This is a genomic window from Streptomyces albireticuli, from assembly GCF_021228125.1.
Lineage (GTDB): Bacteria > Actinomycetota > Actinomycetes > Streptomycetales > Streptomycetaceae > Streptomyces > Streptomyces albireticuli.
The window spans coordinates 141781-161068 of sequence record NZ_JAJQQS010000008.1; the positions used below are offsets into that span (position 1 = coordinate 141781).

The 19288-nt window shown below is 75.1% G+C and carries 2 protein-coding genes; both read left to right on the forward strand.

Annotated elements, in window-relative coordinates:
* Nucleotides 1-145: 145 nt before the first annotated feature.
* Entirely contained in the window at nt 146-13270 is a 13125-nt protein-coding gene (locus LUZ64_RS17040) for an SDR family NAD(P)-dependent oxidoreductase (protein WP_443728957.1), read from the forward strand.
* A 46-nt stretch (nt 13271-13316) separates the two neighbouring features.
* Nucleotides 13317-19286 (forward strand): type I polyketide synthase, encoded by a 5970-nt coding sequence (locus tag LUZ64_RS17045; protein ID WP_232389828.1) that lies wholly within the window; start codon nt 13317-13319, stop codon nt 19284-19286.
* Nucleotides 19287-19288 lie beyond the last annotated feature (2 nt).

A 19288-nucleotide genomic window follows, 5' to 3' on the forward strand; every position in this document is an offset into this window, starting at 1 on the left:
GCTGGTGTCTGAAGATCTCGCGATTTCGAAAAGCGGCGACCGGAACGACGGCCGAGCCGATTCCTCCGTACCCGCCCCGGCGGGGACCGCCGTCGACGCAATGACGGCCGAGGCCTTGACCGCCGATGCGATCGCCGTCGTCGGCATGGCCTGCCGCTTCCCCGGCGCACCCGGCCTCGACGCGTTCTGGGAGCTGCTGAGCACCGGGACGGAAGCCGTCCGCCGGGCCGCCGACGGCCGCCGCCGCGGCACCGTCGACGGTGTCGCCGACTTCGACGCGGCCTTCTTCGGCATGTCACCGCGCGAGGCCGCGGACACCGACCCCCAGCAGCGCCTCGTCCTCGAACTCGGCTGGGAGGCCCTGGAGGACGCCGGGATCCTCCCGGAGAGCCTGCGCGGCACGCGGGCGGGCGTGTTCATCGGCGCCATGAGCGACGACTACGCCACCCTGCTGCACCGCACCGGAGCCCCCGTCGGCGCGCACACGGCCACCGGCCTCCAGCGCGCCATGCTCGCCAACCGCCTCTCCTACTTCCTCGGCACCCGCGGCCCCAGCCTGGTCGTCGACACCGCGCAGTCGTCCTCGCTGGCGGCGGTGACTCTCGCCGTGGAGAGCCTCCGCAACGGCACCTCGCGCCTGGCCGTCGCCGGCGGCGTCAGCCTGATCCTGGCCGACGACGGCTCGGCCGCCATGGAACGGCTCGGCGCCCTGTCGCCCGACGGCCGCTGCCACACCTTCGATGCCCGCGCCAACGGCTACGTACGGGGCGAGGGCGGCGCCGCGGTCGTCCTCAAGCCCCTCGCCGACGCCCTGGCCGACGGCGACCGCGTGCACTGCGTCGTACGCGGCGCCGCCCTCGGCAACGACGGCGGCGGACCCGGGCTCACCGCCCCCGACCGCGAAGGCCAGGAGGCCGTCATCAGGGCGGCCTGCGCGCAGGCGGGGGTCCGCCCCGCGGACGTGCGGTTCGTCGAACTGCACGGCACGGGCACCCCGGTCGGCGACCCCGTCGAGGCCCACGCCCTCGGCGCGGTGTACGGCCGGGAACGGCCCGCCGACGACCCGCTGCTCGTGGGCTCCGTGAAGACCAACATCGGCCACCTGGAAGGCGCGGCGGGCATCGCGGGCCTGGTCAAGGCCGCGCTGTGCCTCCGGGAGGGAACCCTCCCGGCCTCCCTCAACTTCACCACCCCCAACCCGGCCATCCCACTGGACCGGCTCCGGCTCAAGGTGGCGACGTCCCGCACCGAGCTCCGCCCCGTGCGGGACGGAGCACCGCTGCCGGCCGGCGTCAGCTCGTTCGGCATGGGCGGCACCAACTGCCATGTGGTGCTGGAGGCGGCACCGGACGCGGGACGCGAACGCGTACGCGAAACACGGACCGCGAAGCCGGTGGGAGTCCCGCTGGTGCTCTCGGGCCGCTCCGAACAGGCGCTACGGGCCCAGGCCGCGAGGCTGCGCGACCACCTGGAGCGCACCGGGGCCGAACCGCTCGACGTCGCCTACTCCCTCGCCACCACACGCACCCTCTTCGAGCACCGCGCCGCCCTGCGCTGCGACGACCGCGAGGAACTCACCGCCCGGCTCGACCGGCTCGCCCACGGCGTGACACCGGCGGGCGTACGGACCGGCACCGCCGAGCCGGGCGCCGGGGTGGCGATGCTGTTCACGGGTCAGGGCGCTCAGCGTGCGGGCATGGGGCGGGAGTTGTACGCCTCGGACGTGGTGTTCGCGGCGGCGTTGGACGAGGTGTGCGCGGAACTTGGTTCGGTGGGCGGGCACTCGATACGCGATGTGATGTTCGCCGAAGCGGGGTTGCTGGACCGTACGGAGTTCACGCAGCCTGCGTTGTTCGCGTTGGAGGTGGCGCTGTTCAGGGCTGTGGAGGCGCGTGGTGTGCGTGCCGATGTTGTTCTGGGGCATTCGGTGGGGGAGATTGCCGCTGCGTGTGTGGCGGGTGTGTTCTCGTTGGGGGATGCGGCGCGGTTGGTGGTGGCGCGTGGGCGGTTGATGGGTGCGTTGCCGTCCGGTGGGGCGATGTTGTCGGTGCGGGCGGCGGAAGGTGAGCTGCCCGATCTTCCGGCCGGTGTGTCGATCGCGGCCGTCAACGGCCCTTCCTCGGTGGTCCTCTCGGGCGAGAGGGAGGCCCTGGAGAGCCTGGAGCCGGTCCTCTCCGCCCGTGGGGTGAAGTGCGCGTGGCTGTCGGTCTCGCACGCTTTCCATTCCGCGTTGATGGATCCGATGCTGGAGGAGTTCCGCGAGATCGCTTCGGCGGTGGAGTTCCATGAGCCGCGTCTGCCCGTGGTCTCGAACCTGACCGGTGAGCTCGCCACCCCGGCTGAACTCCGCACCGCCGATTACTGGGTGCGGCACGCCCGTGAGGCCGTCCGTTTCGCCGACGGAGTCCGCGCCGCTCGCGCGGCTGGTGCGAGTGTGTTCCTGGAGATAGGCCCGCAGGCGGTCCTGTCCGGCATGGCCGGTCACTGCCTCGACGACGACCCCGCCCTCCTCCTCGTACCGGCCCTGCGCCGCGACCGTCCCGAAGCCGAAGCCTTCTCCTCGGCCGTGGACGCACTCCACACGCGCGTCCCCCGCCTCGACCTCGCGGGCGCGTACCGGGACTCCGGCGCCCGCCGGGTGCCCCTGCCGACGTACGCCTTCCAGCGCCGCACCCACTGGGCGAAGGGGCTCGACCCCCGGCAGCCCGCCCCCGCCGTGCCGCGGGCACCCGACGCCGCGGAGACGGTCCGGGAGACACCGGCCCCCGGCCCCCGCCCGACGGCCGATCCGATGTCGCGCGGCCGGCTGCTCCGGCTCGTCCGCGAGACCGCCGCGACCGTCCTCGGCCACGACGACCCCGCCGGGATCGCGCTCGACCGCCCCTTCACCTCGCAGGGGATGGACTCGGTGACGGCGGTCGAACTCCGCGACCTGCTGAGCGCCGCCACCGGCGTGCCCCTCGCCCCCGGCCTCGTCTACAACCTGCCCACCCCGCGCGCCGTGGCCGATCACCTGGCCGGAGCCCAGCTCGGCGTGCCGGCGGCGGACCCGGCCACCGCGCCCGCCGCCGCTCCGGCCGTGACGCGCCACACCGCGGAGGACGACGACCCCGTCGTCATCGTCGGCGCCGGCTGCCGCCTCCCCGGCGGCGTGGACTCGCCCGCCGGCCTGTGGGACCTGGTGTCCACGGGCACCGACGCGATCTCCTCCTTCCCCACCGACCGCGGCTGGGACCTCGACGCCCTGTACGACGCCGACCCCGGGGCGCCGGGCAGGACCTACGTGCGCCAGGGCGGGTTCCTCCACGGGGCCGCCGAGTTCGACTCCGACTTCTTCGGGATCAGCCCGCGCGAGGCCCTCGCGATGGACCCCCAGCAGCGGCTGCTGCTGGAGACGTCCTGGGAGGCCCTGGAGGACGCCGGGATCGACCCGGCGTCACTGCGCGGCGGCGACACCGGGGTGTTCATCGGCGCCGTCGCCCCCGAGTACGGGCCCAGGCTCCACGAAGGGGACGACGAATACGCGGGTTACCTGCTCACCGGCACCACACCGAGCGTGGCCTCGGGACGCATCGCCTACGTCCTCGGGGCCCGCGGCCCGGCCATGACCGTGGACACCGCCTGCTCGTCGTCGCTGGTCGCGATGCACCTCGCCGTACAGGCGCTGCGCCGGGGCGAATGCGCGCTGGCCCTGGCCGGCGGCGCCACGGTGATGTCCGGGCCCGGCATGTTCGTGGAGTTCTCCCGCCAGCTGGGCCTGGCCCCGGACGGCCGGTGCAAGCCCTTCGCCGAGGCCGCCGACGGCACGGCCTGGTCCGAGGGCGTCGCCGTGCTCGCGCTCGAACGGCTCTCGGACGCGCGGCGCGACGGCCACCGGGTACTGGCGGTCGTGCGGGGCACGGCGGTGAACCAGGACGGCGCCAGCAACGGCCTGACGGCGCCCAGCGGCCCGGCGCAGGAGGACGTCATCCGGCGGGCGCTGGCCGACGCGGGCCTGGCACCGGACGACGTCGACACCGTCGAGGCGCACGGCACCGGCACCGCGCTGGGTGACCCCATCGAGGCGGACGCGCTGCTGGCCACGTACGGCCGGGGCCGGAGCGGCGACCCGTTGTGGCTGGGGTCGCTGAAGTCGAACATCGGGCACGCCCAGGCGGCCGCCGGAGCCGGCGGCGTCATCAAGATGCTCCAGGCGATGCGGCACGGCGTACTGCCGCGCACGCTCCACGCCGCCACCCCCAGCCCGCACGTCGACTGGGCGTCGGGCGCCGTCGAACTGCTGGCCGAGGAGCGCCCCTGGCCCGTACGCGACGGCCGCCCGCGCCGGGCGGGCGTCTCCTCCTTCGGTATCAGCGGCACCAACGCCCACGTGATCCTTGAAGAGCCGCCCGCCGAACCTGCCGGGGAGCGGGTCGCCGACGAGCACTTCGAACCCCCCGCGGTCATGGCGTGGCCGGTGTCGGCCCGCTCCGGAACGGCTCTGCGCGCCCAGGCGGCCCGGCTGCGCGAGCACCTGGAGCGCACCGGGGCCGATCCGCTGGACACCGCCCATTCGCTCGCCGCCACCCGCTCCTCCTTCGGCGAACGGGCGGTCGTGCTGGGCCGCGACCGCGGGGAACTGCTGACCGGTCTCGACGCGCTCGCCGCCGGGGACCGGGCGCCCCAGGTGGTCAGGGGCACGGCCGACCCGGGGACCGGGGTGGCGATGCTGTTCACGGGGCAGGGCGCGCAGCGCGTCGGAATGGGGCGGGAACTCTACGTCTCCGACGCGGTGTTCGCGGCGGCGTTGGACGAGGTGTGCGCGGAACTTGGTTCGGTGGGCGGGCACTCGATACGCGATGTGATGTTCGCCGAAGCGGGGTTGCTGGACCGTACGGAGTTCACGCAGCCTGCGTTGTTCGCGCTGGAGGTGGCGCTGTTCCGGGCTGTGGAGGCGCGTGGTGTGCGTGCTGATGTGGTCCTGGGGCATTCGGTGGGGGAGATCGCCGCCGCTTGTGCGGCGGGTGTGTTCTCGTTGGCGGACGCGGCGCGGTTGGTGGTGGCGCGTGGCCGGTTGATGGGGTCCTTGCCGTCCGGCGGGGCGATGCTGTCGGTGCGGGTGGCGGAAGGTGATCTGCCCGATCTTCCGGCCGGTGTGTCGGTCGCCGCCGTCAACGGCCCTTCCTCGGTCGTCCTGTCCGGGGAGAAGACCGCTCTGGAGGACCTGGCTTCGGACCTGGCCGGCCGTGAGGTGCGGACGTCCTGGCTGCCGGTCTCGCACGCTTTCCATTCCAAGTTGATGGATCCGATGCTGGAGGAGTTCCGCCGGGTCGCGTCGGCGGTGGAGTTCCGCGCGCCGCGTCTGGCCGTGGTCTCGAACCTGACCGGTGAGCTGGCTTCCGGTGATGATCTCCGCACCGCCGATTACTGGGTGCGTCATGCCCGTGAGGCCGTCCGTTTCGCCGACGGTGTCCGTGCCGCCCGCGCGGCCGGTGCGAGTGTGTTCCTGGAGATAGGCCCGCAGGCCGTCCTGTCCGGCATGGCCGGCCACTGCTTCGACGGCGACCCCGAAGCCCCCTTCCTCGTACCCGCCTTGCGCCGCGACCGGCCCGAGACCGACACCGTGATCGAGGCCCTCGCCGCCCTCGGTGTCCGGGGCGTCGACGTCGACTGGGCCGCGCTCCACGAGGGAAGCGGCGCGCGGCGGATCGACCTGCCGACGTACGCCTTCCAGCGCACCCGCTACTGGCTGGGCACCCCCGCCTCCGGCTCCCGGGCCGACGCGCGTACGGGCGCGGAAACCGGCCGGGAGGCGGACGACCTGTGGTACCGCGTCACCTGGCACCCCGCCGCCTCCGGTCCCACCGAGCCCGCACGCCCGCCGGGGCCGTGGCTGCTGCTCGCCCCGGACGACCCCGCCGACGCGGGCCTTACCGCCGGTGTCGCGCGCGAGCTCGCCGTACGGGGAGCGGACGTCCACACTCTCCTGCTCCCCGGGGGCGCCGACCGGGACACGTTCGTCCGGCTGCTGCGCGAGGCCGGTGACGCGGCCGCGCGATGCGCGCGCGTCCTGTGGCAGGCCCCCGCCGAGCCCGGCACGGCCGACGCCGTGGCGCTCCTCCAGGCCCTGGGCGAGGCCGGGCCGCACGCCGCCCCCCTGTGGATCGCCACGCGTGGCGCGGCGGCCGTCACGCCAGGCGAGTCCCCGTCGCCCGCCGGGGCACGGCTCTGGGGGCTGGGACAGGTCGCGGCGGTCGAACTCGGCCACCGCTGGGGCGGCCTCGTGGACCTGCCCGCCGACCCCACACCCGCCGTCCTCCGCACCCTCGGCCGGGCGGTCGCCGCGGACACGCCCACGGGCGCCGACGCCCCGGAGAACCAGATCGCGGTACGCGCCTCCGGCCTGCACGTCCGACGGGTGGTACCCGCCCCCGCACCGGCCGTCCGGCACGACCGGACCCCCTCCGGCACCTTCCTGATCACCGGCGGCACCGGCGCGCTCGGCGCCCGGGTGGCGCGCAGGCTCGCCCGCGCCGGGGCGCCGCACCTGCTCCTGACCGGCCGCCGCGGCCCGGACGCCCCCGGCGCGGCCGCGCTGGCCGAGGAGCTGACCGCGCTCGGCGCCGGCGTCACCGTGGCCGCCTGCGACGTCGCGGACCGCGAACAACTCGCCGCGCTCCTCGCCGGCATCCCCGGAGACCGCCCGCTCATCGCCGTGCTGCACGCGGCCGGGGTCCTCGACGACGGCGTGCTCGACGCGCTCACCCCCCGGCGGATCGACGCCGTCCTGCGAGCGAAGGTCACCGCCGCCACCCACCTGGACGACCTCACCGCCGGGCTCGACCTCGACGCCTTCGTGCTGTTCTCCTCGATCGTCGGGGTGTGGGGCAACGGCGGACAGGCGTCGTACGCGGCGGCCAACGCAGCCCTCGACGCGCTCGCCCACCGGCGCCGGGCACGAGGGCTGCGCGCCACGTCCCTCGCCTGGGGGCCGTGGGCCGGAGCCGGGATGGCGGCCGGTGCCGGAGCGGCCGCGGCCTTCGCCCGGGACGGCGTCGAGGCGCTGGACCCGGAGCGCGCACTCGACGCGCTGGACCGGGCGGTACGCGCCGACGAGACCTCGGTGATCGTCGCCGCGGTGGACTGGGCGGCCTTCGCCGGACCGTCGGCGCCCCGGGGCTCCTGGGCGCTGTTCGACGGGATCCCGGCGGTCCGCGCCGCCCGTTCAGCCGCCGCGGGGACGGCCCGTACGGCGCGCGGCACCGCCCCGGCCGTGCGGGGCCTGGAAGGCGAACGAGGCGCGGCAGACGCCTGGCTGTCGGAGAGGCTTCCGGGGAGGCTTTCGGAGACGGAACGTCGGCGGGAACTGCTCGACCTGGTGCGTACGGAGGCCGCCTTGGTGCTCCGGCGGGAGTCGGCGGCGTCCGTCGACCCGAGGGCCGCGTTCAAGGCCGGCGGATTCGACTCGCTCACCGTCCTGGAACTGCGCAACCGGCTCACCGCCGCCACCGGCCTCGCCCTGCCCAGCAGCCTGCTGTTCGACTATCCCGACCCCACCTCCCTGGCCCGGCACCTGCACGACGAACTCTTCGGCGCCGGAACGGACACGGGTACGGGCGGGGCACCGGGAGCGAACGGCACGGCGCACCGGCCCGGGGCCGGTGCGGACGAGCCGATCGCCATCGTCGGCATGGCGTGCCGCTACCCCGGCGGCGCCGCCACACCGGACGCCCTGTGGGACCTGCTCGCCACCGGGACCGACGTGATCTCCCCCTTCCCGTCCGGCCGCGGCTGGGACGTGGACGGGGTGCACGACCCGGACCCGGACGCGCCGGGGAAGACGTACGTGACCCAGGGCGGATTCCTGCACGACGCGGGCGACTTCGACGCGGAGTTCTTCGGGATCGGCCCGCGCGAGGCCGCCGCGATGGACCCCCAGCAGCGGCTGCTCCTGGAGACGTCCTGGGAGGTCCTGGAGGACGCCGGGATCGTGCCGGATTCGCTGCGCGGCACCCGTACGGGCGTCTTCGCCGGCATCTCCCAGCAGGACTACGCCGGGCGGATGCACGACTCCGCCGACAAGTACGGCGGCCACATGCTCACCGGCACCCTGGCGAGCGTGATCTCGGGTCGGGTGGCTTACACGTTGGGGTTGCAGGGGCCTGCTTTGACGGTGGATACGGCGTGTTCGTCGTCGTTGGTGGCGTTGCATTTGGCGGTGCAGTCGTTGCGTCGGGGTGAGTGTGATCTGGCGTTGGCGGGTGGGGTGACGGTGTTGGCGTCGCCGACGGTTTTTGTTGAGTTCTCGCGTCAGCGTGGGTTGGCGGTGGATGGGAGGTGCAAGGCGTTCGCGGAGGGTGCGGATGGTACGGCGTGGGCTGAGGGTGCCGGGGTGTTGTTGGTGGAGCGGTTGTCGGATGCGCGGCGTAATGGGCATCGGGTTCTGGCGGTCGTGCGGGGGACGGCGGTGAATCAGGACGGTGCGAGTAATGGGCTGACGGCGCCGAGTGGTCCTGCTCAGCAGCGGGTGATTCGTGAGGCGCTGGCCGATGCGGGTGTGTCCGCGGGTGAGGTCGATGCGGTGGAGGCGCACGGTACGGGGACGGCGTTGGGTGATCCGATCGAGGCGGGGGCGCTGCTGGCGACGTACGGGCGGGAGCGTGTGGGTGATCCGTTGTGGCTGGGGTCGTTGAAGTCGAACATCGGGCATGCGCAGGCCGCGGCGGGTGTGGGTGGTGTGATCAAGATGGTGCAGGCGATGCGGCACGGGCTGCTGCCCCGCACCCTGCACGTGGACGCCCCTTCGTCCCGCGTCGACTGGTCCACGGGCTCGCTGCGCCTGCTGACCGAGCCCCGGCCGTGGGAGGTGCGGGCGGACCGGCCGCGCCGGGCGGGGGTCTCGGCGTTCGGCGTCAGTGGGACGAATGCCCATGTCATCGTCGAGGAACCGCCCGCCGAGGCGCTCGCAGAAGCGTCCGCCGAGGCTCCCGACGCCGGACCGCCCGCCGTGCTCGCCTGGCCGCTGTCTGCCCGTACGGCCCCGGCCCTACGGGCCCAGGCGGCCCGGCTGCGCGAGCACCTGGAGCACACGGACGCCGACCCCCGGGACATCGGCCACTCGCTGGCCGTCGCGCGTGCGTCGTTCGGTGAGCGGGCGGTGGTGCTGGGGCGTGACGGTGGGGAGTTGCTGGCGGGACTGGACGTGCTCGCCGCCGGTGGTCAGGCGCCTGGTGCGGTGGTGCGGGGGACGGCCGTGGGGGGAAGCCGTATCGCTGTCCTGTTCACGGGTCAGGGTGCGCAGCGTGTGGGGATGGGGCGGGAGTTGTATGCCTCGGATGCGGTGTTCGCGGCGGCGTTGGACGAGGTGTGCGCGGAACTGGGTCCGGTGGACGGGCACTCCGTGCGCGACGTGATGTTCGGGGATGACCCGGGGCTGCTGGACCGCACCGAATTCACCCAGCCCGCCTTGTTCGCCCTGGAGGTGGCGCTGTTCAGGGCCGTGGAGGCGCGTGGTGTGCGTGCCGATGTGGTCATGGGGCACTCCGTGGGGGAGATCGCCGCTGCCTGCGTGGCCGGTGTGTTCTCGTTGGGGGATGCGGCGCGGTTGGTGGTGGCGCGTGGCCGGTTGATGGGTGCGTTGCCGTCCGGTGGGGCGATGCTGTCGGTGCGGGTGGCGGAAGCCGATCTTCCTGATCTTCCGGCCGGTGTGTCGACAGCAGCCGTCAACGGCCCTTCCTCGGTGGTCCTGTCGGGCGAGAAGGAAGCCCTGGAAGCGATGGCCGGGCACCTTGCCGATCGTGGGGTGAAGTGCACTTGGCTGCCGGTCTCCCACGCTTTCCATTCCGCGTTGATGGACCCGATGCTGGACGATTTCCGCGAGATCGCCTCGACGGTGGAGTTCCATGAGCCGCGTCTGGCCGTGGTCTCGAACCTGACCGGTGAGCTGGCTTCCGGCGATGATCTCCGCACCCCCGGCTACTGGGTGCGTCACGCCCGTGAGGCCGTCCGCTTCGCCGACGGGTTACGTGCCGCCCGCGCGGCCGGCGCCGACGTCTTCCTGGAGATAGGCCCGCAGGCCGTCCTGTCCGGCATGGCCGGTCACTGCTTCGACGACGAGCCCGAAGCCCCCCTGCTCATACCGGCCCTTCGTCGCGACCACCCCGAGCCGGAGGCCCTCGCCACCGCCCTCGCCACCCTCCACACCCGTGTCGCCGAGCTCGACGGTGCCGCCGTGTACGGGCACTCCGGCGCCCGCCGGGTGCCCCTGCCGACGTACGCCTTCCAGCACCGCACATACTGGGCTTCCGGCCCGGCCTCCGGCATCGGCACCGCCGCCGCGGCCCACTTCGGGCTGGCTTGGAAGGACCACCCGTTCCTCACCGGCGAGACCCCCGTCGCGGGCTCCGGCGCGACGCTGTTCACCGGCAGGCTGTCGCTCGCCGACCACCCCTGGCTGGCCGACCACGCCGTGTCCGGCTCGGTGCTGCTCCCCGGCACCGCCTTCGCCGACCTGCTGCTGCGCGTCGCCGAAGAGGTGGGCACGGGCGCCGTCGAGGAGTTCGACCTCCGCGCGCCCCTGGTGCTTCCCGAACACGGTGTGACACAGGTGCAGGTGCTGGTCGACGCCCCGGACGAGGGCGGGCTGCGGGCCGTCACCGTCGCCGCGCGCCCGGACCGACCGGGCCCGTACGGCGAGGAGCCGGAGTGGACCGAGCACGCGGGCGGTGTCCTCACGCCCGTGCGGCCCGCCGCGCCCGGGGCCGCGTGGGCGGAGTGGGCCGCGGGCGCCTGGCCGCCGCCGCTCGCCGAGCGGGTCGACGTGGAGGAGCTGTACGAGGGGTTCGCGGCCGGGGGCTACGGCTATGGTCCGGCGTTCACCGGGCTGACAGGGGTGTGGCGCCGGGGTACGGAGCTCTTCGCCGAGGTGCGGCTGCCGGACGCGGCCGGCGGCACGGGCGGGTTCGGCATCCACCCCGCGCTGTTCGACGCCGCCCTGCACCCCTGGCGCGCGGGCGGGCCGCTGCCCGGCGCGGAGGACGACGGCACCCTCGTACCGTTCTCGTGGCAGGGCCTCTCCCTGTACGCGACCGGTTCCGACGCCCTGCGCGTCCGGCTGGCCCCGGCGCGGGACGGCGGCGCCTTCTCGGTGCACGCCGCCGACGGGGCCGGAGCGCCCGTCCTCGCCCTGGACGCGCTCACGCTGCGCCCGGTCGCCCCGGCCCCGGACGCGGCCGGGCCCGCCCCCGTGTACCGCGTCGGCTGGCGGCCGGTGCCACCGGTGCCCGGTGCCGGTGCGGCGGCCCGCGCCTGGGCGATCGTAGGGGCCGGTACCGACGGAACGGCGGCGGCCCTGCGGGCGCTGCCGGGCGCGGACACCGTCCCGTACGCGTGTCTCGGTGCCCTCCGCGAGGCGCTGGACGGGGGAGCGCCCGTACCCGATGTGGTCGTCCTCCCGTTCTTCGGCACCGGTCCCGGCCCGGACGTCGGCCTCGATCCCGTACGGACTTGCCTCCACCGCGGCCTGTCCCTCGTCCAGGAGTGGGCCGGGGACGAACGCCTGGCGGGCGCTCGGCTGGTCGTCCTCACCCGGGACGCCGTCGAGGCCGGGGACTCCGATGTGCCCGACCTCGCGGGCGCCGCCCTGTGGGGGCTGCTGCGCTCCGCCCAGGCCGAGTACCCGGACCGCTTCACCCTCGTCGACCTCGACGGGTCCCCGGCGTCCCGGTCCGCGCTGCCCGTGGCCCTGGCATCGGGCGAGCCCCAGCTCGCGCTGCGCGCGGGCGCCCTGCTCGCACCCGCGCTCGTACCGCTGCCCGCACTCCCGCCGGTGACGGGCGCCGCCACCGGGCCCGGCGCGGCCTTCGACCCCGAGGGCACCGTCCTGCTCACCGGCTGCACCGGCGCCCTCGGGCGCCGCGTCGCCCCGCACCTCGCCCGGCACCACGGAGTCCGCCGCCTGCTGCTCGTCAGCAGGCGCGGCCCGGACGCCCCCGGAGCCGCCGCCCTGGAGCGGGAGCTGACGGAACTGGGCGTCTCCGTCACCTTCGCCGCGTGCGACCTGGCCGACCCGGCCGAAGTCGCGAAGACGGTCGCCGCCGTGCCGCCCGAGCACCCGCTGACCGCCGTCGTGCACACGGCCGGCGTCCTCGATGACGGCGCGCTCGCCGGTCTGACCCCGGAACGGATCGACACCGTCCTGCGGTCCAAGGCCGACGCCGTCCGCAATCTGCACGAGGCCACCGCGGGCCTGCCGCTGCGCGCGTTCGTCCTGTTCTCCGCCGCCGCCGGGCTGCTCGGCCGCCCGGGGCAGGCGTCCTACGCGGCCGCCAACGGCGTCCTCGACGCGTTCGCCCGGACCCGGCGGGCCGCCGGGCTCCCGGCGGTGTCCCTGGCCTGGGGGCTGTGGGACGAACGGGACGGCATGGCCGGGGGACTGGACGACGTGGCCCGCCACCGGCTGCGCCGCGAGGGCATCGCGCCCATGCCGCCGGCGCAGGGCCTCGGCCTGCTCGACCGGGCCCTGGCCGCGCACCGGGACGGCGACGGCCCCGCCGTCCTCGTACCGCTGCTGCTGGACCGGCCCGCGCTGCGCCGCCTGGCCGCCGAGCGGGGCCCGGGCGCGGTCCCGCCCCTGCTGCGGGCCCTCGTCCCGGCCGGCCCCCGCCGGACGGACGCGGCGCCGACGGGCGGGAGCGGGGCCGGGAGCGGGGCCGCCGGTCACGACGGGGCCGGGGAGGCGGCGCGCGTCGCCGCCCTGCCCGCCGAGGAGCGGGCGGCCGCGCTGCTGGAACTCGTCACCGGACAGGTCGCCGACGTCCTCGGCCACGCGTCGGCCGCCGAGGTCGACCCGGAACGTTCCTTCCGGGAGATCGGCTTCGACTCCCTGGCGGCCGTGGAACTCCGCAACCGGCTCGGCCGCCTCGTCGGCCTCAGGCTGCCGACCACGCTCGTCTTCGACCGCCCCACGCCGAAGGAGACGGCGGAGTGGATCGACGGCGAACTGCCCCGGATCACCGCCCCCGCGGCACCACCCGCTACCGGATCCCTGCTGTCCGACATCGAGCGGCTGGCGCGGACCGTGGCCCTTATGGACGCGGACGACGGACTGCGCACCGACGTGCGCGAACGGCTCGCCGGCCTGCTGGCCGCGTTCGACGCACCGCGGCCGACGGCGGTGGCGGCCCGAGCCTCCTCGGACACCGGGGCCGACGGGGCACCCGTGACCGTCGCGGACCGGATCGACGAGGCGACCGACGACGAGATCTTCGCCTTCCTGGACGAGCAGCTGTGACCGCCCCGTGGACCGACGACCGCACGCCGAGGAGTGAGTGGCAGCGATGAGCACCGAGAACGACAAGATCCGCAGCTACCTGAAGCGTGCCACCACCGAACTCCACCGGACCAAGTCCCGGCTGGCCGAACTGGAAGCGGCCGGCCGGGAGCCGATCGCGATCGTGGGCATGGCGTGCCGGTACCCCGGCGGGGTGGCCTCGCCCGAGGACCTGTGGGGCCTGGTCGCCGCCGGCACCGACGCGATCTCCCCGTTCCCGGCGGACCGGGGCTGGGACGTGGACGGGCTCTACGACCCGGACCCGGACGCGACGGGGAAGAGCTACGTGCGCGAGGGCGGGTTCCTGCACGACGTGGCCCGGTTCGACCCGGAGTTCTTCGGCATGTCCCCGCGAGAGGCGACCGCGGTCGACCCCCAGCAGCGGCTGCTCCTGGAGACGTCCTGGGAGGCGCTGGAACGGGCCGGGATCGTGCCGGAGTCGCTGCGCGGCACCCGCACCGGAGTCTTCACCGGCGTGATGTACGACGAATACGGGGCCAGGTTCGCCCCGCCGCCCGCCGAGTTCGAGGGCTACCTGGTGAACGGCAGCGCGGGCAGCATCGCCTCGGGTCGGGTGGCTTACACGTTGGGGTTGCAGGGGCCTGCTTTGACGGTGGATACGGCGTGTTCGTCGTCGTTGGTGGCGTTGCATTTGGCGGTGCAGTCGTTGCGTCGGGGTGAGTGTGATCTGGCGTTGGCGGGTGGGGTGACGGTGTTGGCGTCGCCGACGGTTTTTGTTGAGTTCTCGCGTCAGCGTGGGTTGGCGGTGGATGGGAGGTGCAAGGCGTTCGCGGAGGGTGCGGATGGTACGGCGTGGGCGGAGGGTGCCGGGGTGTTGTTGGTGGAGCGGTTGTCGGATGCGCGGCGTAATGGGCATCGAGTTCTGGCGGTCGTGCGGGGGACGGCGGTGAATCAGGACGGTGCCAGTAATGGGCTGACGGCGCCGAGTGGCCCTGCTCAGCAGCGGGTGATTCGTGAGGCGCTGGCCGATGCGGGTGTGTCCGCGGCCGATGTCGATGCGGTGGAGGCGCACGGTACGGGTACGGCGTTGGGTGATCCGATCGAGGCGGGGGCGCTGCTGGCGACGTACGGGCGGGAGCGTGTGGGTGATCCGTTGTGGCTGGGGTCGTTGAAGTCGAACATCGGGCATGCGCAGGCCGCGGCGGGTGTGGGTGGTGTGATCAAGATGGTGCAGGCGATGCGGCACGGCCTGCTGCCCCGCACCCTGCACGCCGATTCCCCCTCGTCCCGAGTGGACTGGGCCTCGGGCGCGGTGGAGCTGTTGCGTGAGCCCCGGCCGTGGGAGGCGCGGGCGGACCGGCCGCGCCGGGCGGGGGTCTCGGCGTTCGGCGTCAGTGGGACGAATGCCCATGTCATCGTCGAAGAGCCGCCGGTCGAGGAAGCCGCCGAGGCTCCCGACGCCGGACCGCCCGCCGTGCTCGCCTGGCCGCTGTCGGCGCGAACCGCACCGGCCCTACGGGCCCAGGCGGTGCGACTGCGCGAACACCTCGAAGGGCTCTCGTCCTTCTCGCCCCTCGACGTCGGTCACGCGCTGGTCGCCACGCGTGCGTCGTTCGGAGAGCGGGCGGTGGTGCTGGGGCGCGACGGCGGGGAGTTGCTGGCGGGACTGGACGTGCTCGCCGCCGGTGATGAGACGCACGGTGTCGTGCGGGGGACGGTCGTGCGGGGAAGCCGTATCGCTGTCCTGTTCACGGGGCAGGGCGCTCAGCGTGCGGGCATGGGGCGGGAGTTGTACGCCTCGGATCCGGTGTTCGCGACGGCGTTGGACGAGGTGTGCGGTGAGCTGGGTCCGGTGGGCGGTCGTTCGCTCCGGGATGTGATGTTCGGGGATGACGCGGGGTTGCTGGACCGCACCGAGTTCACCCAGCCCGCCTTGTTCGCCCTGGAAACGGCCCTGTTCAAGGCCATGGAAGCGCGCGGGCTCCGGGCTGATGTGGTCATGGGTCACTCCGTGGGGGAGATCGCCGCTGCGTGTGTGGCCGGTGTGTTCTCGTTGGGGGATGCGGCGCGGTTGGTGGTGGCGCGTGGCCGGTTGATGGGTGCGTTGCCGTCCGGTGGGGCGATGCTGTCGGTGCGGGCGGCGGAAGGCGATCTGCCCGATCTTCCGGCCGGTGTGTCGACAGCAGCCGTCAACGGCCCTTCCTCGGTGGTCCTGTCGGGCGAGAAGGAAGCCCTGGAAGCGATGGCCGGGCACCTTGCCGATCGTGGGGTGAAGTGCACTTGGCTGCCGGTCTCCCACGCTTTCCATTCCGCGTTGATGGACCCGATGCTGGACGATTTCCGCGAGATCGCCTCGACGGTGGAGTTCCATGAGCCGCGTCTGGCCGTGGTCTCGAACCTGACCGGTGAAGTCGCCGCTCCCGGCGAGCTCCGTACCCCCGGCTACTGGGTGCGTCACGCCCGTGAGGCGGTCCGTTTCGCCGACGGCTTACGTGCGGTCCGTGCCGCCGGTGCGGACGTGTTCGTGGAGGTGGGCCCGCAGGCGGTCCTGTCCGGCATGGCCGGTCACTGCTTCGACGACGAGCCCGAAGCCCCCCTGCTCGTACCGGCCCTTCGTCGCGACCACCCCGAGCCGGAGGCCCTCGCCACCGCCCTCGCTACCCTCCACACCCGTGGCCACCGGATATCCCTTCTCCCTCCCGTCCCGGACGCCCCCTACGGCCCCCGCCTCGATCTGCCGACCTACCCCTTCCAGCGGGACCGGTACTGGCTGGCCGCTCCGCCGGAGCCCGTCACGGGCGGCGACCTCCCGGCCGCCGGTCTCACCGCCGTCGCGCACCCTCTGCTCGCCGCCGCCGTGGAACTCCCCGGTGCCGACACGACCGTCTGGACCGGCAGGCTCGCGCCCTCGGAACTTCCCTGGCTCGCGGGCCACCTGGTGTGGGACCGAGGAGTCGTTCCCGGAGGGGCCCTGCTGGAGACCGTCCTGCATGTCGGTACGGGCATCGGCCTGCCACGAGTCGCCGAGCTGGTCCTGGAGACCCCGCTGGTCTGGAACCCTGACGTCCCGGCGCAGCTCCGGGTCGTCGTGGGCGCCCCCGGTGCCGGAGGAGCCCGTGAAGTCACCCTCCACGCCCGCCCGGAACCCGGCGCGGGCGGCGCCCAGGGCGCGGGCACCGGCGCCCCTTGGGTCCGGCACGCTTCCGGCCTGCTTGCCCCGCCCACCGGCGGCGACGGCCCCGGCGACGACCGCCCCGACGACGCGGCCTTCGCCGACCTCACCGGGTCCTGGCCCCCCGTCGGTGCCGACCCCGTCGACGTCTCCGGTCAGTACGCCCTTTTCGCCGCCGCCGGGGTCGGGTACGAAGGCGCCTTCCGCGGGCTGCGCGCGGCGTGGCGGCGCGGCGCCGAGGTCTTCGCCGAGGTGCGGCTGCCCGACGAGTCCGCCGCCGACGCCGCCCTCTACGGGCTGCATCCGGCGCTGCTCGACGCCGTGCTCCACCCGATCGCGCTCCTCGGCCCGGGCGCCGGCGGCGGGCACGGCCTGCTGCCGTTCTCCTGGACCGACGTGGTGCGCCATCAGGCGTCCGGTGCCGGACACGCCCTGCGTGTACGCGTCGTGGCGGGCGAGGCCGAGGGTGGTGGCGGCGACGGCGGCGACGGCGGGACCGTGTCGATCACGGCCGCCGACCGCGACGGCACCCCCGTCCTCACCGTCCGCTCGCTGGCGCTGCGCCGTATCGCCGCCGACCGGCTTCCCGCCGCCCCCGCCGCCCCGCTCCACCGCGTGGACTGGAAGCCCCTCCTGGTGACCGCGACCACGGCCGCCGCCGTCGGGGGGAACTGGGCAGTCACCGGGCCCGTGGCCGCCGCCACGCTCACCGGGCTGCGGGCCGCCGGTGTGGACGTACGCGTCCTCCCGAGGGACGGAGGGGCGAGCGCGTCGCACGAGGCCCTGTCCACGGAGCCGCCCGTCGACGTCGCCGTCCTCGACCTGACAGCCCCGCCCCCGAACGGGGAATCGCCCCAGGAACTCGTCGACCGCGTCCGTACGGTCGTGGGCCGGGTGCTGCACGCGGTGCAGTCACCTCCGGCGGGCGGGGCGGCCGACACCGCCGACGCGCCACGGCTCGTGGTCCTCACCCGGGGCGCGGCCGGGCCTGCCGGCCCCGTCGGCCCCGCCGGACGCGCCGGTTCTGCCGCGCTCGCCGGACCCGCCGGTGCCCGAGCTGCCGGCGCCGCCCCCGCGGCCTCCGCCGCAGCCACCCCGGTCACCGCCCCCGCGGCCTCCCCCGCAGCCACCCCGGTCACCGACCCCGCGGCGGCCGTCGCCTGGGGGCTGGTCCGTACCGCGCAGACCGAGCAGCCCGGCCGGTTCGTCCTGGTCGACGTCGACGACCGGCCGGAGTCGCTCCGTGCCCTGCCCGGTCTCCTCGCCACCGGCGCCACGCAGATCGCGGTACGTGCCGGCCGCGCCACCGTGCCCCGCCTCGTACGGGTCACCGGCGAACCCGCGCACCCCGGAAGTCCCGTCGGCGAAGGGGCGGCGTGGCCGCCGGCCCCGGACGGCACGGTGCTGATCACCGGTGGCACCGGCGCGCTCGCCGCTGAGACGGCCCGGCACCTGGTGGCACGGCACGGCGCACGGCGCCTCCTGCTCGTCAGCAGGCGCGGCCCGGACGCGCCGGGCGCCGCCGCCCTGGCCGCCGAACTCGCCGGCCTCGGGGCCGAGGCCGAGATCCGGGCCTGCGACGTCGCCGACCGCGACGCCGTCCGCCGGCTGCTCGCGGGGATACCCGGCGAGCACCCGCTGACCTGCGTGGTGCACACCGCCGGCGTCCTGGACGACGGTGTGCTCCCCGCGCAGACGCCCGAGCGGATCGACGCCGTGCTGCGGCCCAAGGCCGACGCCGCCGTCCACTTGGACGCGTTGACGCGCGAGCCGGGGTCCCCCGTGTCGCTGGTGCTGTTCTCCTCAGTCTCCGGGGTCCTCGGGAGCGCGGGCCAGGCCGGGTACGCGGCGGCGAACGCGTTCCTGGACGCCCTGGCCGCCCGGCGCCGCGCCGACGGCCACCACGCCCTCTCGCTCGGATGGGGCTGGTGGACCGGTGCCGGCATGGCCACCGGGCTCGACGGCGCGGACGCCGCCCGGATCCGGCGCTCCGGCGTCGCCCCGGTCGACACCCGCACCGCCCTGGACCTCCTCGACCGGGCGCTCACCCGGCCGGAGCCCGCGCTGCTGCCCGTACGCCTGGACCTGCCCGCCCTGCGCTCCGCCGCCCGTGACGGCGTGGCGCCTCCGGAGGTCCTGCGCGACCTGGCCGGGGAACCGGACGCCACCGCGGCGACGGCGGCCCGCCCGGAACCGGGCGCCGACGGCCACCTGCCGTCCCCCGTGCCCGCCGACCCGGCCGCGGCCCTCGCGGAGCGCCTCGCGCACCGCTCCGCCGCCGAGCGGACGGCCCTCCTGCTCGACCTGGTCCGCACCGAGGTGGCCGCCGTGCTGGGGCACGGCGACCGGAGCGCGGTGGGCGCCGGACGGTCCTTCAAGGACGCCGGGTTCGACTCCCTCACCGCCGTGGACCTCCGCAACCGGCTCGGCGCGCGCACCGGCCTCCGGCTCCCCGCCACCCTCGTCTTCGACCACCCGACCCCGCTGGCCCTCGCCGAACTCCTGCTCGCCGAGCTGGACGAGGCGGCCCCGGCCGTCACCGGCGCGGGCTCCACCGGCCCGGCCGACGACCTGACCACCGCCCTCGACCGGCTGGAGCGCAGTCTCACGGCCGCCCCCGACGACGCCCCCGGCCGGGCCCGCGCCGCCGAACGGCTGCGCGGCCTGCTCGCCGGGCTCACCGCGGCCCCCGCCTCCCCGCCCTCCCCGCCCCACCCGTCCGGCCGCCCCGCGCCGGGCACCGAGGCCCCGGCAGTCGCTCCCGGCGGCGAACTCGTCGCCGACCGGCTCCGGTCCGCCTCCGACGACGAACTCTTCGACTTGTTCGACAGCGACTTCCGTTGAGC